Raw genomic sequence first — 21447 nt, 5'->3', positions numbered from 1 at the left:
AGGCCGACCGGTGCGCGATACGGCTCGTTACACCCGTATTTCGCGCGTTATTCTGCGCGAACGCGGGTGGCCGTCGCAACCGACCGGCCGATCGCGCAGCCCAGTCTTTTGCGCCCGCCCAGTTTCGCGCACTAGTGTGCACGCAATCAATCACCGTCCGTGCAGTCTCTGGAGGACCCCCGCGGTGGACCGGTACGCCAGATGGAACGCCCTGCTCGAGATGCTGACCGACAACGGCCGGGTCAGCGTCGAGACGGCCGCCGAGCGGCTGGACGTCTCCCAGGCCACCATCCGGCGCGACTTCGACCAGCTCGCCCAGCAGCAGATGATCACGAGGACCCGGGGCGGCGCGGTCGCGAACGGCGTCTCCTACGACCTGCCACTGCGCTACAAGACGGCCAAGCACTCGGCCGAGAAGCAGCGGATCGGAGCGGCCGCCGCCGCGCTCGTCACCCCGGGCACCGTGGTCGGCCTGAATGGCGGCACCACCAGTACGGAGGTGGCCCGCGCGCTCGCCGTCCGCCCGGATCTGAACACCAGCGCCGAGGGCGCCCAGTTGACCGTGGTGACCAACGCGCTGAACATCGCCAACGAGCTGCTGGTGCGGTCCCGGATGAAGGTCGTGGTGGCCGGCGGGGTGGTACGCCCGAAGTCGTTCGAGCTGGTCGGCCCGCTGGGTGGGGCGCTGCTGCGCGAGGTGACCCTGGACATCGCGCTGCTCGGCGTGGACGCGATCGACCCGCAGCTCGGTGCCGCCGCTCACCACGAGGGGGAGGCGGCGATGAACAACCTGATGGTGGCCCGTGCCAAGCGGGTGGTGATCATCGCGGACTCGTCCAAACTGGGGGGTCACGCCTTCGCCCGGATCTGCCCCGTCGAGCGGGTGGAGACGCTGGTGACCGACTCGGGTGCCGCCCCGGAGGTGGTGGACGCGTTCCGCGCCGCCGGTGTGCACGTCATCTGCGCCTGACCGGTCACGCTCGGTCGATGAATTAGCTCTTTCGGCGCGTCGATGCATACCCGGTATTGCACCCGTCTGCATACCGCGTATGGTGTCGGCTGTCACGCCCACCATCGGGGGAGGTGCAGCTTGCCAGCTGTCCTGGAGATCGAAGGTCTACGAAAGACGTACAAGAGTCGTCGACGCGGCACCCGCAACGCGCTCGACGGCTTCGACATGCGGGTCGACGCGGGGCAGGTGCACGGCTTCCTGGGCCCCAACGGGTCCGGCAAGACCACCACGCTGCGTACGCTGCTCGGCCTGATCCGGCCCGACGGTGGCCGGATGACGCTGCTCGGGCACGAGGTACCCGACGCGCTACCCACGGTCGCCGGCCAGGTCGGCGCGATCGTGGAGAGCCCGCAGTTCTTCCCGCACTTCTCCGCACGGGACACGCTGTCCCTGCTGGCCGGGGCGGGCGAGGTGCCGCAGGCCCGGGTGGACGAGGTGCTGGAACTGGTCGGGCTGCGCGACCGGGCCGGCGAGCGGGTCAAGACGTACTCGCTGGGCATGAAGCAGCGGCTCGCCGTCGCGTCCGCCCTGCTGAAGAACCCGAAGCTGCTCATCCTCGACGAGCCGGCCAACGGCCTCGACCCGGGCGGCATCCGGGAGATGCGCACGCTGATGCGGACCCTCGCCGAATCCGGGATGACGGTGCTGCTGTCCAGCCACATCCTCGGCGAGATCCAGCTGATCTGCGATTCGGTCACCATCATCTCGCTGGGTCGGCGGGTCGCCTTCGGCCCGGTCGACGAGGTGCTCGCCCAGCACTCGTCCGGCGCGGTCCGGGTCCGCCTGGAGGCGGTCAGTGACCTGCCGGCGGCCACCGACGCGCTCACCCGGGCCGGGATCCGGGTCACCGGGCACCCGGACCACCTGATGCTGGCCGACGTCGACAAGCCGGCCTCGGTGACGCGACTGCTCGCCGAACACAACCTCTACGTCAGCGAGCTGGCTCCGATCGCCGTCGACCTGGAGAGCGTCTTCCTCGAACTGACCGCCACCGCGCCGGTACCCGGCCAGCACCGGCAGGTCGACGAGTCCATGAAGGTCGGTGGGACGGGTCAGCCCGGCACCACCGGGGGAGGGTGGGGCGCGTGAGCCTCTTTCGTACCGAACTGCGCCGGCTCACCAAGCGGCGCTTCACCCGATACATGACACTGCTCGGCCTGCTGGTGCTGGCCGTGGTGGTGGTCGGGGTCTTCTTCACCAACCAGAAGATCGGCGCCGACCAGCTCGCCAAGGCCGAGCGTCAGGCCGAGCAGGATTACCGGCAGCAGGTCGTCCGGACCGATCAGGAGCGGGCCTCCTGCGAGCAGGCCAAGAAGGCCGGCACGGCGACCGACGGCCGCTACCCCGACGACTGCTCGATGATCACGCCGCCACCCCGGGAGTCGTTCGAGGCGCGTTGGTTCCTGCCGTCGACGTTCAACTTCCGGGAGACGTTCGACGAGACGCTCATCCCGTTCGCGGCGACCCTCGCCCTGGTCGGGTTCATCGTCGGCGCGTCCTTCGTGGGTGCCGAGTGGAGCACCGGCGGCATGATGAACCTGCTGCTCTGGCGACCCAAGCGGCTCACCGTGCTGCTCACCAAGCTGGCCGCGCTGCTCACCGGCATCCTGGCGGTGACACTGCCCGCCGCGGTGCTCTGGTTCGCCGGATTCTGGGCGGTCGCCAGCTTCCGGGGTAGCACCGAGAAGATGACCTCGGGGGCCTGGCAGTCGTTCGCCCTGACCGGGCTGCGCGGCGTGGCACTGGTGCTGGTGCTCACCACCATCGGGTTCGCGCTGGCCTCCCTGGGCCGGCACACCGCGATGGCCCTCGGCGGCGTGGTCGCGGTGATGGTGGTCTTCCAGTTTGGCCTGGGCATCCTGCTGGAGATGGCGAACGTGAAGTTCGCCGAGGCGTGGCTGCTGCCCACGTACGCGCTGGCCTGGATGACGAAGACGGTCACCCTGCAGAACTGGGACTCCTGCAACGCCACCTACTTCGGGTCGTGTGAACCGGAGACCATGGACATCACCTGGCAGCAGTCGTCCGTCCTGTTCTCGATCGGTGTGGTGGTGATCCTCGGCGCGGCACTCTGGGCGATGCGTCGGCGCGACATCTCCTGACGGATCGACCACGAAGGCCCCCGGCTCCCCCCGGGGGCCTTCGTGCGTCGGTGGGACGCCGCGCCGGCTGCTGCGACCGGGCTCCTGGCTGGCTAGGCTGAGCGAATGTCCGCCGACGCCACCGCCCCCGAGCCGTCCACCGACGCTCGCCCGGCGGACATCGCGGGCGGCACCGGGCCGACCGTCCCGACGCCCCGACCGGCGCCGCCCATCGAGACCGCCGACGAACCGGCGCGGTCGGTCGACGCCACCGACGAGCCGGCCACCGACGAGCCGGCCCCCGCCGAGCCCGTCGAGCCGGGGCTGACCGAGCGGGAGCGCGCCATCCTCGCCTTCGAGCAGCAGTGGTGGCGACACGCGGGTGCCAAGGAGCAGGCCGTCCGGGACACCTTCGGGGTTTCCGCGACCCGCTACTACCAGCTGCTCAACGGACTGCTCGACAACCCGGCGGCCCTCGCCGCCGACCCTGTGCTGATCGGCCGGCTCCGCCGGCTGCGCTCGTCGCGCGCCCGCAACCGCCGCCGCTGACGGCAGCTACTTCTTCTCGTACCCCTGCAGGCCGTTGCCGATGGCGAAGAACGTCGGCGCCCACTCGCCGATGAAGATGCCCCACCGGTCGGCCCGCGCCACGCCGGCCCGCTCCAGGTGCTTCGAGAGAAACCAACTGGTGAACGACAGGCCGATGCTGACGAAGCCGGCCATGTACATGTGATCCGCCTTGAGCCCTGACTCGTGCAACCGCTGCAACATCTGCGATCCCCCTGTCGCGATGGACGGCCCCGAACCGTCGTCCACCTGCGGATCGACGGCCCGCAGGCCCGACGCCGTCACGCTACCGCTGGTAGCCGGGCCGGGACCCGGGTTGCCGGGATACCGGGAGCTGGGGGAATGTCGCTCAGCCGAAGGGGTACGCGGGGGAGCGCTCCGAGTCGCCGGGAGGCGGCCGGAGGCCGACGGAGGGAGCGGGCAATGACGGGTGCCTACCCGAGGCGGCCGCGCCGATGATGCAGGTCAGTTCCGCGTCCGTGCCGGCCCCGGGCCGAGGGGTCAACGAGGACCTGGTCTTCCGGTTCGGTCCGCTGGTCGGTGTCCTGGACGGCGCGACGGTGCCGGAGGGCTTCGACACGGGCTGCGTGCACGGACCCGAGTGGTACGTCCGGCACCTGGCGGCCCGGCTCGGCGTCGCCGAGGCGGTGCGGCCCGCGGCCCGGCTGGCCAGCAACCTGGCCGCGGCCATTCTCGCGGTGCGGGCCGACCACGGCGGGCAGTGCGACCTCGACCATCCGGGCACCCCGTCGAGCACGGTGTGCCTGCTGCGGGACTGCGGCGACCAGGTTGACTACCTGGTGCTCTGCGACAGTCCGCTGGTGCTGGACGCCGGTGGGCAGGTCAGTGTGGTGACCGACGACCGGCTGGAGACGGCGATGGCCGAGCTGCGCCGGACGGTCGCCACCGTGCCCGCGGGCGTCGCCGACCCGGTGACCCGGTTCCGGCACGCGGTGGGCGTGCAGCGGGAACGGATGAACCGCACGCACGGCTACTGGGTGGCGGCGGCCGACCCCGACGCGGCGTTCCACGCGGTGACCGGCACGGTGCCCCGGCACGGTCCCGGAGCGGTGCGCCGGGCGGCGCTGCTCAGCGACGGCGCGTCCAGCGCGGTCGAGCAGTTCGGGTTGACCGACTGGGCGGGTCTGCTCGACCTGCTGAGTGGTGGCGGGCCGGGAGCGTTGCTCGACCGGGTCCGCGACGCCGAGCGCGATCATCCCGACCGGCTGCGCCGGCACAAGGCCACCGACGACGCCTCGGTGGTGTTCTGCGAGTTCGGACCGACGGCCTGAGAAACTTTTTCATCCCGACGGGTGACGACGGAGCGTGAGGAAGAACACCCACGCCGCCCGACCGGCCGGTACCGGTGACCGGACCGCCAGTGGATGTCCAATGGGGTGGACTTCGGCCGATGGGGCCGGCAGACTGCGGCACGTGGCGGGTGCGGTCCGGCTGGAGCCGGTGGACGAGCAGAACCTGGAGCCGTTGCTCTCCGTAGCGGCTGCCGAGGCCGAGCCGGATGATGTGATGCCTCCGGTGGAGGCGCCCGCCGGTTGGTCGCTCGCCCGCCGGGAGGCGTTCCGGGAGTTCCACCGGGCGAGTTTCGGTGGCTTGGACGGCCCGACCCGCTCCCAGATGTACGCGATCCTCGTCGGCGGCGAGGTGGTGGGCATGGTCCGGATGACGCGCTGTGACGAGCCGGGCACGGTGGAGACCGGGATGTGGCTCGGGCGCTCGGCGCGTGGTCAGGGAATCGGCGTCGTGGCCCTGCGGGAGTTGCTGAACGCCGCCGCACGGGCCGGCATGCGGGCCGTGGTGGCGGAGACGACGCCGGACAACATCGGTGCGGTCACCGTACTCGAAAAATGTGGTGCGAAACTGCACGAGGCCGGCGGCAAGGTGCGCGCCGAAATATGCCTCGATTCGACGCCTCCGGCTCTCTGAGACGCCGGCCCGGTCACCCCCGGTCGGCGGCCCGCAGCCGGTCCGCGGCCAGTCCCGCGTCCGGTTAGCGCCCGGGGTCCAGTTCGTCGAGCAGCGACGGGTCCCGCCGGATCAGCTCGGCCAGGCGGGCCGCCGGGTCCGGGGTCGCCCCGTCCGGGCCCGGTGCCCACGCCGGCACCGTCCGCCCCGACATCGGCCAGGCCGGCGGTTGTTCCACCGGGGCCGCCGCCGAATGCTCCGGGCCGACCGTGGCGCGCGGGCCGTCCCAGGACACCCGCAGCGGGTACGTCCGCCCGGCGTGCTCGACCCGGACGGTCACCGCCAGACCGGGGTGGGCGTCGACGACCTGACGGACCGCCTCGGCCACCTCCTCGACCGGCCCCCATCCGGGCGGATCGTCGGGCGTGTCCCGCCCGGCGTGCCGGCCCGGCCCGGTGCCGCGCGGGTCGGTGTGGCCGCTCGCGTGGTGGGCCGGGCCGCCGACCGGACCGGGCGGTGGTGTGCTGTCGTCGCGGTCGTTGGTCCGCCGGCGCAGCGCCTCCTCGCGCCGGGCCAGCCGGGCCAGCGTCTCGTCCAGGTCGCCCCTCACCAGATCACCCCTTCCCGCCACGGCCGGAGCCGGTCGGCTCAGGCCCTCCTGTCCCGGGTGGCCCGGTCCAGCGCCCGGTCCAGGACGACCAGCAGGGCGTCCCGTACTGACAGCCGGTCCCGGGCGTCGAACTGCACCAGAGGTACCTGATCGCCGATGGCCAGCGCCCACCGGATCTCGTCGAGTTGCAGTGCCAGCCGCCCGTCGAAGGCGTTCACCCCGACCACGAACGGCAGTCCCGCGCGTTCGAAGAAGTCGACCGCCGGGAAGCAGTCGTCCAGCCGGGCGCTGTCGACGACCACCAGCGCGCCGAGCGCACCACGGGCCAGGTCGTCCCACATGAAACCGAATCTGGCCTGCCCCGGTGTGCCGAACAGGTACAGCTTCAGGCTGCGGTCGATGGTCACGCAGCCGAAGTCCATCGCCACCGTGGTGGTGGTCTTGGCGGACCGGGCGCCCGGGTCGTCCACGCCGATCCCGGCGCTGGTCATCTCGGCCTCGGTGGTCAGCGGCGCGATCTCGGAGATCGCACCGACCGTGGTGGTCTTGCCCACCCCGAAGCCACCGGCGACCAGGATCTTGACCGGGATCGGTGGTGCGGCCGGCCGGTTGACCGGCGGCGGCGTCGACCCGCTGTCGGCCGGCGGGCGGTACGGCGGTGGTGCGGCCGCCGGCGGGCCGGTGCGTCCGAGCACGGGGCCGCTGCCCGGCGAGGTGCCGTACCGGGCGGTGGCGCTGTTGCCGGCGAGACCCCCCAGCGGGGCGACCGGCCATTCAGGAGATCGCACGGAGTCCATCAATCACTCGCAGGATGAGGTCGGGGTCGTACGCGTCGTCGGCGTCGGTCACGTGCACGTTCAGGTGCCCGGCGGCCCGCAGGTCGCCGACCAGGACCCGGGCCACCCCGAAGTGCAGCCGGGTCCGGGCCGACAGTTCGGCCACCGAGATCGGCTCGGCGCAGAGCGCGATGATCGCCTGGTGTTCCGGTGCCAGCAGGGCGTCCTGCGTGCCGGTCCACCAGCCGCTCTCGGTGCGCACGGTCACCTGCGTCTCCAGCCCGATCGCCGGGTCGGCGCCGGTCACCCGGCCGGAGGTGAGCACGAACGGTCGGGGGCCGGCCGGCCGGCCGTCGCCGGGCTCGGGCTGCACCGTCGCCGCCGGCGCACCATCCCCGGGCGGGGGCGTACGCAGGTAGGGGCGGATCCGGGCCCCGGGTTCCGGGTCCGGTTCCTCGCCAGCGACGTCGGGGATCATTGTTGGACGGCGTTCTTCAGCTCGACGATCAGCCGTGGGGTGAGGGCGTTCCCGGCCCGCCCGGCGAAGAGCGTCATCTCGTACGCGACGGTGCCCAGGTTGGCCGACCGGTCGGCGACGACACCGAGCACGGAACCGCTGCTGATCGCACTGATCAACAGGTAGCCGTCGGCCATGTCGACGATCACCCGGTTCAGGCCGCCGAGCGCGTACCAGCTGGCCGCGCCGCCGGCGAGGCTGGTCATGCCGGAGACCACGGCGGCCAGTCGTTCCGCGTTGGAGCGGTCCTTGATCGCCGACATGGCCATCAGCAGCCCGTCGGAGGAGACCGCGATCGCCTCCAGCACCCCGGCCGTGCTGGAGGTGAAGGAGTCCAGCAGCCAGTTGAAGGTGCGCGCCTCCGGGCTGAGATCGCCGGCGCCGCTCTGGTTCTGGTGGTCGACGTTGTCGTGCAGGAAGGGGCTGGTCACCGTGATGATCCTTCTTCGTTCCGGCGGTCTGGGCTGACTTCGCGGAGAGCGCGGGCGACGCCCGCCTCGAAGTCGGTGATGAGTTGGCGGACCTCGGTCGGGTCGCCGAGGTGTGTGCTGGCCGGCGGGCAGGGTGGGGTGACGGTGAGGTTCGCCCCGGGTACCCGTCGACTCAGCCGGGGGCGGCCGGGAGCCGTCGGCGTGTTCAGTTCGGCCCGGCGTACGCCGGACTGGAACGCCTCGACGAGTGCGCGGGCGGCGGCCGGGTCGGCGGCGGTCGCGTCCACCGGCCCCGCCGGTGCGGCGGTGGGCGGCAGGCTGGCCCCGGGGACCCGCTGCCGGATCCGGGGGGTGTTCGGCGTACCCGAGGGCTCCGGGCGCGGTGGCGCCGGCTCGGTGGGCGTTGGCTCGGTGGGCGTCGGCTGCTCGGTGCTGGTGGCGGTGCCGAACGCGTTCCAGGACGGGCCGGACTCCAGGCTGCGGGTCGCGCGGCTGAGCAGGTCCGAGTCGAAGTGCGCGGGGGTGGTGGTCGCCGCCGCGAAGGCCGGCGCACCGCCGTCCGGGTCGAGCACGGTCGTCGTACGCCGGTCGGGCACCGCGACCCGGGCCACGACGGCGCCGGCGCGGTCCGCGCGGCGCAGCACCAGCGACGCCGACGGGATCTCCACCTGGGCGGTCACCCCGCCACCGGCGGTGGCGGCCAGGCTCACCTCCCAGCCGTGGCGGCGGGCCAGCCGGCCCACCACGAAGAGGCCGAGCACCTCGGTCGGCGCCAGGTCGAGCCGTTCCCGTCGGGTGAGCCGGGCGTTCTCCTCGGCCAGCCGTTGTTCGGACATGCCGATGCCGTGGTCCACGACGGTGACGCGGGCGCCGAGCCCGGACGTCTCACCGGTCACCAGCACGCGGGTGTGCGGCGGGGAGAAGACGGTGGCGTTCTCCATCAGCTCGGCCAGCGCGAGGATGAGGTCACCGACCACCGCCGGTGCGGCCGAGACGCCCGCCGGCACCCGCACCTCGACGCGGGTGTAGTCCTCGATCTCGCCGAGCGCCAACCGGACGACGTCGGCCAGCGGCACCGGCGCGGTGTGCGCGTCCGCACCGGCCGAGCCGGAGAGCACCACCAGGCTGCCGGCGTTGCGTCGCAGGCGGCTGGAGATGTGGTCGAGCCGGTACAGGTGTTCCAGTCGGCCCGGGTCGGCCTCCTGCTCCTCCAGCCGGTCGATCAGTGCGATCTGCCGGCCCACCAGGTTCTGGGTGCGCCGCCCGACGTGGCCGAACATCTGCGCCACGTTGCGCCGGCCGGCGACCTGCCGCTCGACGAGCCGGGAGGCGGTGCTCTGCACCCGGTCGAAGGCCCGGGCCAGGTCGCCGATCTCGTCGTTGGCCCGAATGTCCACCGGTTCCAACCGGATCGACTGCGCGCTCTCCGTCTCGTCGTCGGTGACCCGCACCAGTTCCGCCTCGGCGACCCGGGCGACCCGGTCGGCGGAGCGGGTGAGCTGGGTCAGCGGCCGGGCCACCGTTCGCGCGACCGCGGCGCTGAGCAGCACCACCAGCGCCAGGATCAGCGCCGCCGCCGCACCGACCAGGTACGCGGCGGTCAGCGCCCGCCGCTGCTCGGCGGTGACCTCGGCGAGTACGTCGGCGACGAGCTTCTTCTCGACGAACTGGCCGAGTCGGATCATCGTGCGGACAGCCGGGAAGAGCGCGTCCATCGGCACGTCGCGGACCGCGGCGGCCGGATCCCGGGCGCTGGTGACCAGGAAGTCGGGGCTGGTACGCGCGGCCACCGCCGCGTCGTTGAGCTGGGCCACCTTGAGCTGCTCGGGCGTGATGAGGCTGCGGAAGCGCGCGTTGTCGACCTGGAGGGCGGCGATGCAGGCCACGTAGCCGGCGGTGGTGTCCGGGGTGCCGATCGCCTTGACCAGCAGGCTGAGCGTGGCGCACGCGCCCAGGCCCTCGTCGGCGCGCAGCAGCCCGTCGAGGGCGAGCACCTGGCGGCCGGGCAACGTGTCGGTGTCCACGCCGACCACCAGCCGCAGCGACTCGATCATCCCCATGTTGACCGGGCCGAACGCCGCCATCACCTGGCCCGGGTTGGCGACCCGGGCCAGCACGGCGGTGCGCAGGTCGACGAGGCTGGACACGCCGTCCAGGGAGCGGTCGACCCGACCGGTCAGCGCGTCCCCGCCGGCGGCCCGCAGGTCGGCGACCCGGTCGTCCACGTCGGCGGACTTGCGGATGACCTCGGCGCGTTCGACCCGGCCGAGCAGATAGCCGACGGAGAGGATGCGTTCCTGCTGGAGGTCCTGGACGAGGCTGCCGACCCGGCTGGCGAGGCGTACCCGGTCGGTGATGTCGCCGGCGCGCTGCGCGGCGGCCACCCGTTCGAGCACCACGGGCACGGCGAGGCCGACCATGCTGAGCAGCGGGATCACCACGAGCAGCGCGAGTTTGCCGCGGATCCGGAGCCTACCGAGCAGCATCGAACGGCCCCCACTGGGTGGCTTCCGGCTCACGGGCGGCACCGACCGGTTGCAGCGCCCGGTGGTCGCCGGCCCGGCCCGCACCGATCGGTGGCTGCCAGGCGTCGGCCGGCGTCGGCTCGTCGGGGCTATCGGTGCCCGGGATGGGCATGGCGGCGCGGCGGCGCGTGCGACGGTCGGCGCTGATCAGTAGCCCGGCCAGCCAGCCCGACAGCAGCACGAAGGCCGCCGCCGCGCCGGTGGTCAACCAGCGGTCCCGGTCCAGGCCGTCGATCCGTTCGACCAGCAGGGCGTCCAGTTCGGCCAGGATGACCGGCTGGAGCTGCCGGGCGGCGGTGTGCGCGTTGAGCCCGGCGGCGCCGAGCCGGCCCGGGTCCACCGTGGCGGTTCCGTCGGCCGGCATCGAGTAGGCGGCCAGCGCCTCCACCGAACGCTGGTAGTTGTCCAGCGGGGTCAGCACGTTGGCGCCGAGGTCGGTGCTCTCCGAGCCGTCCACGGCAGATCTCAGGTTGTCGACCACGTCGGCGGCGGGGGCCAGCGCGGCCACCCGCAGCGCGGTCAGTTCGAGGAGGCCGCGGGGCTGCTCGGCGGCAGGTCGGCGGGCGACGAGGGCACCCAGGTCGGCGAGCCTGCCGGCGGCGACGACCGCCTCGGGCAGTTCCTGGCCGACGCTGTCCTGGAGGAAGTACGAGTCGGCGGCGGGGTCGCGTACCAGGCCGGAACTCTCCCGGACCTTGCGGTGCAGAGCCAGCAGCAGGTCGGTGACCTCGCTGTACGCGGTGAACGCGGCGGCCGGGTCGGCGGGACTGCGGTCACGCAGCGCCTCCAGCTTGGCGCGCAGCCCGGCCCAGCGTTCCTGGCTGCGCAGCTCGACGCCGATCCGGGCGTCCACCGAGGCGGCCTCCTCGACCGCGCGGGCGAGCGTCTCGCCGGAGGCGGGACGGCCGTTGACCGCGGCGGACTGGGCGTCCACCAGCGCGTCGGTGACCGGGGCGAGGGCGCGCAGGTACTGGACGCCGAGTCGTTCCCGGGCGGCCAGGTCCCGGTCGTCAGCGATGTGCCGCCAGGTCTGCGTGAGGAGCAGACCCACCGGTGCCAGCAGTGCCGCGATGAGCAACAGCGGTAGCAGCCGGCCCAGTGTGGAGGGCCGTCGACGGACCCGCGGTGCGGGGACTGCCATGGTGTGTCTCCTCCGGCGTCAGGCTGGGGGCGGCGCGGTGTGGGGTTTCGCCGATGAGTCCCGTGCACCGGACCGGAAAACTAACCGAACCGCCGTGGCCCGGACCGTCGTCAGCGAGTCGGCTTTGCGTCAGTTCGAGCGATGTCACGGTTCGTCCTGGTCGCCGCCACGCTGCGTCACATCGGCGGGTGTGACATGAAGGGATCGAGGGGGATATCCGCGGAAGATCGGAATTCACGGAGTCCGAACTCAACTCACTGGGCCGCGTCCGATGGTGCGCGGTCGCACCGGGCCGGATCGCCGATCGGGCCAACCGGACAGACGTACGGCGGATCTCAGCCAACGCTCAGGCTGCGGCCCGTACCGTGTGCCGCATGAGATCGCCGTCGCCGGCCGCGTGGATCCGGCGTGCCCTGCCCACCCGTCGCCGCGCGATCGCCGCGGCGGCGGTCGTCGTGCTCCTGGCGGCCGCCGTGACCTGGGCGGTGTGGCCGCAGGGACCGGGTGTCCGCACCGAGAGCGCGATGCTCACCGTCCGCTCCGGACCGTCCGGCGACCAGCCGGTGAACCTGGACACCACCTTCTACCTGCCGGCCGACGCGTCGTCCGGGCGCAAGGTGCCGGCGGTGCTGCTGGCGCACGGCTTCGGCGGTACGAAGGAGTCGGTGCGGTCGGACGCGGAGGAGTTCGCCGGGCGCGGCTACGCGGTGCTGACCTGGACGGCGCGGGGCTTCGGCCGCAGCGGCGGCGAGATCCACCTGGACAGCCCGGATTACGAGGTGCGCGACGCCGAGCGGCTGCTGGACTGGCTGGCAGCCCGACCGGAGGTGCGCACCGACGGCGCCGGCGATCCGAAGGTCGGCGTGGTCGGCGGCTCGTACGGTGGCGGGCTGGCGCTGCTGCTGGCCGCCCAGGACCGTCGGGTGGACGCGATCGTCCCGATGATCACCTGGAATGACCTGTCCCGGGCGTTCCTGCCGGAGAGCACCGGCGCGGCGCCCACCGAGGGCGTGTTCAAGAAGGGCTGGGCCGGCCTGTTCTTCGGCGGGGGCGGCAACGTGGGCTCCGGCCCGGCCGGGCTCTCCGGTGCGACCGCCGCCCAGCCGCAGGGCGCACCGGCGTCGGCCGGTCCACCCAGCCCCGCCCCGACCGCCGGGCCGGGCACCGGTCCCGGTGGCGCCCCGACCGGTGCCGCCGACCCGTCCTGCGGGCGGTTCGCCGCCGACGTGTGCGCCGCGTACCTTCGAATCGCCACCACCGGACGCGCCGACCAGCCGGCCGTGGACCTGCTGCGCCGCTCCAGCCCGGCCGGTGTGCTGGACCGGATCAAGGCGCCGACTCTGCTGGTGCAGGGCGAGGCGGACACGCTCTTTCCGCTCGGCGAGGCGGACGCGAACGCGCGCGGCATCGCCGCCACCGGCACCCCGGTGCGGGTCGCCTGGTTCACCGGCGGGCACGACGGTGGCAGTGGTCCCCGCTCGGACGAGGACCGGGTGAAGTTCCTGACCGTGCAGTGGCTCGACCACTACGTCAAGGGCGAGGGCGACGCACCCGGCGACGACTTCACCTGGTCGCGGATCGCCGGCTTCGACGCGCTCGACCGGGGTCTGGTCGCCACCGGTTTCCGCCGCGCCGACTACCCGGGCCTCGCCGGCAACGCCCGCCGGGACGTCACGGTCGCCGGCCCGACGCAGCCGATCGCCAACCCGCCGAACGGCAACCCGGCTGCCATCTCCTCGATCCCCTTCGCGGGCGGGCTCACCTCGCTGCTGGACGGGGTGGCCGGCGACGTACCCGGTCAGCACGCCCGGTTCGAGTCGACCCCGCTCACCGAGGCGGTGGACGTGGCGGGCGCGCCCACCGTCACCCTGCGGGCCGCGTCACCGACCGGCGAGGCGGTGCTCTTCGTCAAGCTCTACGACGTCGACCCCGACGGCGCGGCCACCCTGCCGAACGGCCTGGTCGCGCCGATCCGGCTCACCGGCCTGCCGCAGCGGGTGCAGGACGCCCGCCCGGTCACCGTGACGCTGCCCGGGATCGTCCGCCGGGTGGAGGCCGGGCACCGGCTGCGGCTGGTGGTGGCCACCTCCGACCAGGCGTACACCACTCCCGCCGAACCCACCGTCTACACGGTGGCGGCGGACGGCGTGGTCAGCCTGCCCACGGTCGACGGCGAGCCGATCCCCACCGCGGCGACGGTGTGGCGTTGGGTGCTCGCCGGTCTGCTCGCCACCATCGCGGTCGGGCTCGTCGTGGTCGTTGCCCTGGTCCGCCGGCGGCACCGCCGCCAGGACCGGTCGGTGCATCCGGAGTACGCGGACACGCCGCTGGCCGTGCGCGCACTGCGCAAGGAGTACGCGGATGGCTTCGTCGCGGTGTCGAACGTGGACTTCGAGGTGCACCCGGGCCAGGTGGTGGGTCTGCTCGGGCCGAACGGCGCCGGCAAGACGACGACCCTGCGGGTGCTGATGGGGCTGACCCAGCCGACCGCCGGCGAGATCTACGTGTTCGGCCGTCGGCTGGTGCCCGGCTCACCGGTGCTGTCTCGGATCGGGGCGCTGGTGGAGGGGCCAGGTTTCCTGCCGCATCTGTCCGGTCTGGACAACCTCAGGGCGTACTGGCGGGCGACCGGGCGGCCGTGGGAGGACGCGCAGTTCGACGCGGCCCTGGAGATCGCCGGGCTGGGCGACTCGGTGCACCGGAAGATCAAGAACTACAGCCACGGCATGCGCCAACGGTTGGCCATCGCCCAGGCGATGCTGGGCCTTCCCGAGCTGCTGGTGCTGGACGAGCCGACCGACGGGCTCGACCCGCCGCAGATCGCCGAGATGCGCCGGGTGCTCCAGCGGTACGCCACGGACGGCCGGGCGGTGCTGGTCTCCAGCCACCTGCTGGCCGAGGTGGAGCAGACCTGTACGCACGCGGTGGTGGTGAACAAGGGCCGGATCGTGGCGTCCGGCCCGGTGGAGGAGATCGTGGGCGAGTCGCCGAGCGTGCTGTTCGACGTGAGCGACCAGGTGGCGGCGCGGGCGGTGCTGGATCGGCTGCACGGTGTCCGCGTACTGCCGGAGAGCGACGGTCAGCTGGTGGTCGACACCAACGGCACGGCCCGCAGCGAGGTGGTGGCCGAGCTGGTGCGCGCCGGCATCGGGGTGGACCGGGTGGTGCCTCGGCGGCGCCTGGAGGACGCGTTCCTCGCCCTGGTGGGCGACAACTCTCGGGGAAGCGGTGACCGGTGATGGCTGTTCTTGAGGCGGGTGAGGCGCGAGGCTACCGGCCGTCGGCGACCATGCCGTTCGGGGCGGAGTTCCGCCGCCAGGCGTCCCGGCGGCGGACCCAGCTGGCGCTCGGGTTCATGGTGCTGCTGCCGCTGATCATCCTGATCGCGTTCCAGTTCAACTCGGGTGGGGACGACGACAACGGCAACAACGAGTTCGCCAGTCTGGTCGACCTGGCCACCTCCGGCGGGCTCAACTTCACCCTGTTCTCGATCTTCGTGTCGGCGTCGTTCCTGCTGGTGGTGGTCGTCGCGCTGTTCTGCGGCGACACGGTGGCCAGCGAGGCGAGCTGGGGCAGCCTGCGCTACCTGCTGGCGATCCCGGTGCCCCGGGCACGGTTGTTGACGGTGAAGCTGGTGGTCGCGCTCGCGTACTCGGGTCTGGCCCTGCTGCTGCTGGCCGGCACGGCGCTGCTGGCCGGCACCCTGCGCTACGGCTGGTCGCCGCTGCGCAGCACGGTCGCCGCCGAGTTGGAACCGACCGAGGGGCTGCTCCGGCTGCTGGCCGTGCTCGGCTACCTGGCGGTCGTCCTCCTGGTGGTGGCCGGGCTGGCGTTCCTGCTGTCGGTGACCACGGACGCCGCCCTGGGCGCGGTGGGCGGCGCGGTCCTGCTGTGGATCCTGTCCAGCATCCTGGACCAGATCACCGCGCTGGGCGCGCTGCGGGACTTCCTGCCCACCCACTTCAGCACCGCCTGGCTGGGGTTGCTGTCCACGCCGGTGCAGACCGACGACGTGGTGCGCGGCTGCATCTCCGCGATCAGCTACTCGACGCTGTTCTGGGGGCTGGCGTTCTGGCGTTTCACCCGCAAGGACATCACGTCGTAGCCGGCTTCCAGGCGCTGACGCCGATCCGGCCGGTGTTGCCCACGTCGAGCGGGCCGTCCGGGTCGATGTCCTCGGACGGCTGCCCGGCGGCGGGTGCGACCTGCCGCCGGGCAGCCGGGGCGGTTGCCTCGTGCTGAGCCTTTGGAGTTGATGTCGTTGACGACATCGCTAGCCCCGCTGGCGCCGCACCTGCCGGCGACCCCCGGCGCGAACTACTAATCCAGAGTCAACAGCTGCCTCGGTCACCTCCTCGTCGGCCAGCACTCGGCGCATGATCTGCACGATGTTGGGGGCCGAGGTCCCGTACAGTTCCGCCAGCTGAGCCTGAGTCAGCCGGACCGTTTGGTGAGGGCTTGGGTGATCTCGGTGGCGTCGAACCGGGCGGGCTGGAAATCGGCGGCTGAGGCCAGGCCGAGCCATTCCAGCCGGTCGCCGTGTTCGGGGTGGCCGGGATCGCTCAACACCTCGACAAGTTCGGCGTAGCCCCAGATGCCGCCGCAGTCCTCCGGTGGGGCAGCCCGCCGACCGCCCGTGCACCGTGGGTACGCGATGGGCTGGCGCGCAAGCACCTTCTCCACGACGATGTCGTGTGCCCAGTCGTCGCCGAAGTCGTACGTGTACCTGAACTTGTCACCGACGCCGGACGCGACCTGTTCCAGGGTCACCGGGGCCTCGGCGCGGTAGCCCAACTCCCGGTCGGCGACCCCGAAGTCGCCGTACGCGGTCTCGAAGACGTGCAGATGGGAGTCGTGCCAGCCGAAGGCCACCTGGATGATGTCGTGCAGGTCGGCCAGGCTGGTGTCGGAGGGCACCTCCAGACGCCGCCAGATCGGCGGCTTCGCCCCCCGCAGACCCACCTTGAGCTGGTAGATGGGCGCGATCGGGCCAGACTTCTTCCGTTTCGCCGGCAGCTTCCGCCCGGCGGTACGCCTTCCTGCGCGGGTCTGGATCTGCTGCGCCTGCCCGGCGATCTGGCTGATCATGTCCAGCAGTCCGAGGGTGGTCTGACGGGTGTCGGCGTCGTGCTCGGCTGGTGGGCGCGTCGGCTCGGGCAGCGTACGGATCCGGGCTCGCAGCAGCACCGCCAGCATGTGGTAGCCCGGCCCGTCCTCGTCCTCGAAATCGTCGTCAAACTCCGAGGGGTCACGGTCCTGGTCGTGGTCCGCGCGAGCGTCGAGGGCCCGTTCGACCTCCCACCGAAACTCGGCCGGGTCCAACGATTCCTCGGCGATTGTCACACTGGCACGACGGCTGTTTTGCCGAATGGTGGTGACGACCTCGTCCAGGGCGTGGGCGGGAAAGAACACGATGTCTGCCGCCGCGTCACAGTCGAGGTGGTCGACGTTGACGACGAACCCATACGCTCGCCCGGCCCGCTCGAAGGCGCAGACGAGCATGGACGCGCTGCCCGCCGGGTCGGCGAACCGTCGACAGGCGCCGACCCGTACAGGCTGGCGCAACTCGCTGGCCCAACTGGGCGCTGCCACGCCCTCGTCCGCCAGACGCTGGGCGGCGGCTGCGGCGACGGTGCCCTCCCGGACGGCGTCGACCGCGAGGAGCACCGCGAGCGCTTCTGGCGTACCGATCTCGGCGACGGCCGGCAGCATGCCGTCGTTGAGCGCCTCGGTGAAGCCTTCGCCGGCAAGGTCGCCGGCGGACAGGAAAGCCGCGGCAAACAACTCGGCCTCGACGGGGTCGTCCGCCTTGACCAGGTCGGCAGCCTCGGCGACCAGGCCGCCGATGAAGTTCTGCGGGTCGAAGTCGGCATCCGAACACGCCGGGCAGTCGCACTGCTCCACCTCGGCGGGGCGGGTGCGACGCACGACCTGCTGGCCGGACCGACTGGGCTTGGCGCGCTTACGGCGGCGGCTCTCGGGACTCATCCGAGCATGTTTTCACGGGCCGCCGGGGTCGCCTGACACGACCCGCCGGGGTGGTCGGTCGGCAGGGCGCAGCGCGCGCCGCCGGGGAGGCGACGGTCGCACCAGACACGGGTACGCACGAACTGGCGGTCCTCCTCGCTCAACGTCGTCTCGCCGAAGTCGATGGCGACCACATGCCCGAGGGAGTGGCGCAGCGCCATGGCCAGCGCCGCCGCGTCCTCGACCCGGCGCAGGGTGGTCGGCAGATGGATGATCCAGTGCGGTTCGGTCACCGGGACCACCGGCTGTTCGGGGCGGGCGAGGTGTGCCGACAGTCGGTGTGCCGCGACTGCCACTGCCGCAGCGCCTGCCGGATGCGTTCACCCTCGGTGTTCGCGGTGGTGAGATCACGGGTGAGTCGTTCCAGTTCGTCGGCGACCAGGTCGAGGTAGGCGTACACCTGGGTGGGGTCGAGGCCGCGCCACCGGCGGGCGTCGAAGGTGGCGGCGCGCACGTGTTGGGGGAGCAGGCGCCGCATGGTCTGGTAGATCACGGTGGACCGCCTTCCGTTCGATGGTTCCGCCGGCGGCACCGGGGCGGGCGGGGTCGGCCGGCACGACCGCGCGTGACGTGCCGGCCGGAGCCCGGCACCCACCCCGGGCCCTTTCCTTTCCACGGAGGTCCGCGGGCAGGTTTCAGGTGGTGGCGGGTTCCGCGCCGGACAACCCGCCGGTGTACGACGTGAGCGCGGCGACCGCCGCGGACAGGCTCTCGGTCATCAGCCCGAGCTGGTCGGCGGCCCGGTGCCACTGCCCGGCCGCCGTCTCGGTCGCCGGGTCGCTGGGCCGGTCGTGCGGGTCGGTGCCGATGAGTTGCTGCCCGGCGGTGGTGATCCGGGCCGGGAGCGCACCGATCCGGGCGGCTGCTTCGGCCAACTGGTCGCGGACGGTGTCCAGCACCTCGACCAGCGCGCCGATGGTGGCCCGATCCTGGTGGCCGGCGTCAGTGCGGAGCAGGTGAACGCCGTCGCTGAGCTGCCGCTCCGCATCACCGGCCAGGTCGAGCGCATCCTCGCCGCTGCGTCGCGCCAGCCGGATCGCCGGGTGGGCGCAGCCCGCCCCGGTCCGTTCCAGCAGCACGGCGGCGGCGGCGACCGCGAGGTACGTCTCGCGCAGCTCGGCCGTCACCTGCTCCACAGACCAGCTCGCGCTCGCCGCCGGCACTTCCGTCGCTGTCTCCGACACGGTCACGGGTGGACTCCTCTCGTGGGGTTACAGGGGTGCCGGGGCAGCACAGGGGTGCCGCCCCGGCGGGGAACACCCAGTGCCTAGCTGGAAGCTCCGCCTGCAGCTTTACCGATAATGTCGGTAAAGTCAACGATGCGCTTGAGGTGTCTCGTGTGGTTGTGGTCAGATGGGCGTGCCTAGCTGGGAGTACCTCGCATGCCCTCACCACGAAAGTTCGAGCCGCACTACCGGCGGATCATCGCTGACATCAGGAAGCGCATCGCCGACGGCGAGTGGCCGCCAGGTCACAAGCTGCCCTCGACCAAGGAGTTGGCGGATCTCTACGACGTGCGTAGCCAGACGACGGTCCGGCAGGCCATCACGATCCTGATCGAGACTGGCGAGTTGTATGGCCACCAAGGGCTCGGTGTCTTCGTGGCTGAATAGCGCCATCGGTTCGAGACTGCGATCTGCGTCGATCTCCGCTACCGTATCCCGATGTACCTTGAGCGGGGACGGGTGGCCGGATGAGGGCCTCGGCCTGTTCATCCGTTCACTGGTCGGGTTGGACCGCGAGGCGGCCCGGGACGCGTTCAGCGAGTTCCTTGTCGACCGGACCCTCAACGCCGCCCAGCTCGACTTCATCAACCTGATCGTCAATGACCTGACCGTGAACGGTGTGATGGAGCCGGGACGCCTCTACGAGTCCCCGTTCAACGGTGTCGCCCCGCGCGGTCCGGAAGCGCTCTTCTCCAACCCTGACGCCGATCGTTTGGTATCGATCCTCCGCTCGATCAAGAACAACGCCGTCTTGGCGAGCGAGGTGGCGTAGCGGGCCACGCCATCTCTCGCGGGCACGGTAGATCTTCGCAGGGCGGGCCGAGCTGGCCTACGTCTAGGGCAGGTCGATGGGCGATGAGGGCTGCGGGCGTCCCCGCTCACACCGTTTGCCGGGAGTCGGTGATGTCGTTGACGGCATCAACTCGAAAGCGTCCCTCCGGCAGGTCTCCGGGCACGGCCCCGGTCATCGTCCCTACCGCAATCGACCGCCGTCACGGACCCGATCGCGGTGGTCTACCAGGTGGCCGTCGCCGCCTGTTGACCCACTCCCTGGGATGCCCGGTGGAGGCCGCGGGCAACGTTGCCTAGACTCGACCGCACAACTGCATACCTCATCCAGAGGGGCTGAGGGATACGGCCCGACGACGCCCCGGCAACCACCCCGCGCGCTCACCGCTGAGCGACCCGCGGGGCAGGTGCCAATTCCGTCCCCGCCGCAGATTGCGATGCGGGGAAAGATGAGAGGACTCCTCGACATGACGTCGACCCTCGCCGCCCCCGGCATCGACACCTCCGCCAGCCCCGCCCGCGCCCTGGTCTGTCGCGCCTGTTCGGCCCGCTACCCGCTCGCCGCCCAGCACGCCTGCTACGAGTGTTTCGGCCCCCTCGAGGTCGACTACGACACCGCCGCCCTGGCCACCGTCACCCGCGAACAGATCGAGGCCGGCCCGAAGAACATCTGGCGGTACGCCGCGCTGCTGCCCGCCGGCCAGGACCCGGCCACCCGGGTCACCCTCGACCCGGGGCTCACCCCGCTGGTGGCGGCCCCGCACCTCGCCGCCGAACTGGGCATCACCGCACCGCTCTGGGTCAAGGACGACAGCGCCAACCCGACCCACTCGTTCAAGGACCGGGTCGTCTCGGTGGCGCTCACCGCCGCGAAGGCGCTCGGCTTCACCCGGTTCGCCTGCGCCTCGACCGGCAACCTGGCGAACTCGGTGGCCGCGCACGGCGCCCGCGCCGGGGTGCCCTCGGTGGTCTTCATCCCCAGCGACCTGGAACAGGGCAAGGTCATCACCACCGCCGTCTACGGCGGCGAGCTGGTCGCCATCGACGGCTCGTACGACGATGTCAACCGGCTCTGTGGCGAACTGGTGGAGACCGACGAATTCGAGGACACCGCGTTCGTCAACGTCAACGTCCGGCCGTACTACGCGGAGGGCTCCAAGACCCTCGGCTACGAGGTGGCCGAGCAGCTCGGCTGGCGGATCCCCGCCCAGGTGGTCATCCCGATGGCCAGCGGCGAACTGCTCACCAAGATTGACAAGGCGTTCTCCGAGCTGGTCGAGATCGGCCTGGTCGAGGCCCCGGCCGGCGGCTGGAAGGTCTTCGGCGCCCAGTCCGCCGGCTGCAACCCGATCGCGACCGCGCTGCACGCCGACACCGACACGATCACCCCGGTCAAGCCCACCGGCATCGCCAAGTCGCTCAACATCGGCGACCCGGCCGCCGGCCTCTACGCCCTGGAGGCGGTCCGCCGCACCGGCGGCTGGATGGAGTACGCCGACGACGACGAGATCCGCGCCGGCATCCGCGATCTGGCCCGCACCGCCGGTGTCTTCGCCGAGACCGCCGGTGGGGTCACCGTGGCGGTGCTGCGCAAGCTGGTCGAGTCCGGTCGGCTCGACCCGACGGCCGAGACCGTCGTCTTCAACACCGGCGAGGGCCTGAAGACCATCGATGCGGTGGCGGGTCAGGTCGGCCCGACCCACCACATCAAGCCCTCCCTGCGCGCCGCCCGGGACGCCGGCCTCCTCGGCTGACCCCTCGGCCGGGACGGGACGTGGCGGGGTGGCCTGGCGGGGGATGGCGGATCGCCCGGTCGGGGGAT

Annotated in this window: 23 protein-coding genes and 1 riboswitch; of the genes, 11 read left to right on the top strand and 12 right to left on the bottom strand. The window is 72.2% G+C overall.

Annotated elements, in window-relative coordinates; genetic code table 11:
* Window positions 1–184: 184 nt before the first annotated feature.
* The 4 genes from F8271_RS05635 (at window position 185) to F8271_RS05620 (ending at window position 3642) form a co-directional block, all read left to right on the top strand.
* A complete protein-coding gene (locus tag F8271_RS05635; protein ID WP_151488578.1) occupies window positions 185–970 on the top strand; it encodes a DeoR/GlpR family DNA-binding transcription regulator in 786 nt (261 codons plus the stop codon).
* A 120-nt stretch (window positions 971–1090) separates the two neighbouring features.
* On the top strand, window positions 1091–2101 hold the full coding sequence (locus F8271_RS05630; RefSeq protein ID WP_151488577.1) for an ATP-binding cassette domain-containing protein: 1011 nt from the start codon (window positions 1091–1093) through the stop codon (window positions 2099–2101).
* A complete protein-coding gene (locus tag F8271_RS05625) occupies window positions 2098–3114 on the top strand; it encodes an ABC transporter permease subunit (RefSeq protein WP_151488576.1) in 1017 nt (338 codons plus the stop codon). The genes F8271_RS05630 and F8271_RS05625 overlap by 4 nt, the downstream gene beginning before the upstream one ends.
* 105 nt (window positions 3115–3219) lie before the next feature.
* On the top strand, window positions 3220–3642 hold the full coding sequence (locus F8271_RS05620; protein ID WP_151488575.1) for a DUF3263 domain-containing protein: 423 nt from the start codon (window positions 3220–3222) through the stop codon (window positions 3640–3642).
* A gap of 6 nt (window positions 3643–3648) precedes the next feature.
* On the opposite strand, the gene F8271_RS05615 is transcribed toward F8271_RS05620, so the two are convergent.
* Window positions 3649–3864 carry a hypothetical protein gene (locus F8271_RS05615; RefSeq protein ID WP_139587469.1) on the bottom strand — a complete coding sequence of 72 codons (216 nt, stop codon included), beginning with the start codon at window positions 3862–3864 and terminating at the stop codon, window positions 3649–3651.
* A gap of 251 nt (window positions 3865–4115) precedes the next feature.
* Here F8271_RS05615 and F8271_RS05610 point away from each other — a divergent pair, with 251 nt between their 5' ends.
* Both F8271_RS05610 and F8271_RS05605 read left to right on the top strand, forming a co-directional pair.
* Window positions 4116–4952 (top strand): hypothetical protein, encoded by an 837-nt coding sequence (locus F8271_RS05610; protein ID WP_225854181.1) that lies wholly within the window; start codon window positions 4116–4118, stop codon window positions 4950–4952.
* Between the two features lie 142 nt (window positions 4953–5094).
* A complete protein-coding gene (locus tag F8271_RS05605) occupies window positions 5095–5604 on the top strand; it encodes a GNAT family N-acetyltransferase (RefSeq protein WP_151488574.1) in 510 nt (169 codons plus the stop codon).
* Between the two features lie 64 nt (window positions 5605–5668).
* Here the strand turns inward: F8271_RS05605 and F8271_RS05600 are convergent, their stop codons facing one another.
* From F8271_RS05600 to F8271_RS05575, 6 genes are read right to left on the bottom strand one after another with little or no spacing between them, the layout of a single operon-like run.
* Window positions 5669–6193, bottom strand: coding sequence for a hypothetical protein (locus F8271_RS05600; RefSeq protein ID WP_151488573.1), 525 nt, complete (start codon window positions 6191–6193; stop codon window positions 5669–5671).
* Between the two features lie 38 nt (window positions 6194–6231).
* Window positions 6232–6990: an ATP/GTP-binding protein gene (locus F8271_RS05595; protein WP_151488572.1), complete on the bottom strand. Its 759-nt coding sequence runs from the start codon at window positions 6988–6990 to the stop codon at window positions 6232–6234.
* Entirely contained in the window at window positions 6968–7447 is a 480-nt protein-coding gene (locus F8271_RS05590; protein WP_151488571.1) for a DUF742 domain-containing protein, read from the bottom strand. The genes F8271_RS05595 and F8271_RS05590 overlap by 23 nt, the downstream gene beginning before the upstream one ends.
* Window positions 7444–7917 carry a roadblock/LC7 domain-containing protein gene (locus F8271_RS05585; protein ID WP_151488570.1) on the bottom strand — a complete coding sequence of 158 codons (474 nt, stop codon included), beginning with the start codon at window positions 7915–7917 and terminating at the stop codon, window positions 7444–7446. Before F8271_RS05585 ends, F8271_RS05590 begins: the two co-directional genes overlap by 4 nt.
* The gene (locus F8271_RS05580; RefSeq protein ID WP_151488569.1) at window positions 7914–10403 is read right to left on the bottom strand and encodes a sensor histidine kinase; all 2490 of its coding nucleotides are present in this window, start codon (window positions 10401–10403) and stop codon (window positions 7914–7916) included. The genes F8271_RS05585 and F8271_RS05580 overlap by 4 nt, the downstream gene beginning before the upstream one ends.
* Complete coding sequence (locus F8271_RS05575) at window positions 10390–11583, bottom strand: hypothetical protein (protein WP_151488568.1); 1194 nt, start codon at window positions 11581–11583, stop codon at window positions 10390–10392. The genes F8271_RS05580 and F8271_RS05575 overlap by 14 nt, the downstream gene beginning before the upstream one ends.
* Window positions 11584–11957: 374 nt before the next feature.
* Here F8271_RS05575 and F8271_RS05570 point away from each other — a divergent pair, with 374 nt between their 5' ends.
* A complete protein-coding gene (locus F8271_RS05570) occupies window positions 11958–14822 on the top strand; it encodes an alpha/beta fold hydrolase (protein WP_151488567.1) in 2865 nt (954 codons plus the stop codon).
* Window positions 14822–15688: an ABC transporter permease gene (locus F8271_RS05565; protein WP_151488566.1), complete on the top strand. Its 867-nt coding sequence runs from the start codon at window positions 14822–14824 to the stop codon at window positions 15686–15688. Before F8271_RS05570 ends, F8271_RS05565 begins: the two co-directional genes overlap by 1 nt.
* On the opposite strand, the gene F8271_RS32200 is transcribed toward F8271_RS05565, so the two are convergent.
* From F8271_RS32200 to F8271_RS05540, 5 genes are all read right to left on the bottom strand, one after another.
* Complete coding sequence (locus F8271_RS32200; protein ID WP_192580153.1) at window positions 15678–15854, bottom strand: hypothetical protein; 177 nt, start codon at window positions 15852–15854, stop codon at window positions 15678–15680. The genes F8271_RS05565 and F8271_RS32200 overlap by 11 nt on opposite strands.
* Window positions 15855–16017: 163 nt before the next feature.
* Complete coding sequence (locus tag F8271_RS05555; RefSeq protein ID WP_151488565.1) at window positions 16018–17571, bottom strand: plasmid pRiA4b ORF-3 family protein; 1554 nt, start codon at window positions 17569–17571, stop codon at window positions 16018–16020.
* Window positions 17568–17852, bottom strand: coding sequence for a hypothetical protein (locus F8271_RS05550; protein ID WP_151488564.1), 285 nt, complete (start codon window positions 17850–17852; stop codon window positions 17568–17570). The genes F8271_RS05555 and F8271_RS05550 overlap by 4 nt, the downstream gene beginning before the upstream one ends.
* Window positions 17840–18088, bottom strand: a complete 249-nt coding sequence (locus tag F8271_RS05545) for a DivIVA domain-containing protein (RefSeq protein ID WP_151488587.1) — start codon at window positions 18086–18088, stop codon at window positions 17840–17842. Before F8271_RS05545 ends, F8271_RS05550 begins: the two co-directional genes overlap by 13 nt.
* A gap of 157 nt (window positions 18089–18245) precedes the next feature.
* On the bottom strand, window positions 18246–18800 hold the full coding sequence (locus F8271_RS05540; RefSeq protein WP_151488563.1) for a hypothetical protein: 555 nt from the start codon (window positions 18798–18800) through the stop codon (window positions 18246–18248).
* A 192-nt stretch (window positions 18801–18992) separates the two neighbouring features.
* Between F8271_RS05540 and F8271_RS05535 the strand changes: the two genes are divergently transcribed.
* The 3 genes from F8271_RS05535 to thrC all read left to right on the top strand — a co-directional run bounded on the left by F8271_RS05535 (window position 18993) and on the right by thrC (window position 21379).
* A complete protein-coding gene (locus tag F8271_RS05535; protein WP_151488562.1) occupies window positions 18993–19223 on the top strand; it encodes a winged helix-turn-helix domain-containing protein in 231 nt (76 codons plus the stop codon).
* 58 nt (window positions 19224–19281) lie between these two features.
* Complete coding sequence (locus F8271_RS05530; protein ID WP_225854180.1) at window positions 19282–19608, top strand: type I restriction-modification enzyme R subunit C-terminal domain-containing protein; 327 nt, start codon at window positions 19282–19284, stop codon at window positions 19606–19608.
* 337 nt (window positions 19609–19945) lie between these two features.
* Window positions 19946–20081: riboswitch (SAM riboswitch) on the top strand.
* Between the two features lie 11 nt (window positions 20082–20092).
* A complete protein-coding gene (gene thrC, locus F8271_RS05525; protein WP_151488560.1) occupies window positions 20093–21379 on the top strand; it encodes a threonine synthase in 1287 nt (428 codons plus the stop codon).
* Window positions 21380–21447 lie beyond the last annotated feature (68 nt).

It is taken from the genome of Micromonospora sp. ALFpr18c, from assembly GCF_008868155.1.
Lineage (GTDB): Bacteria > Actinomycetota > Actinomycetes > Mycobacteriales > Micromonosporaceae > Micromonospora.
Note: the sequence above shows the minus strand (reverse complement) of the source record. Positions and strands in the feature narration are given on the sequence as shown.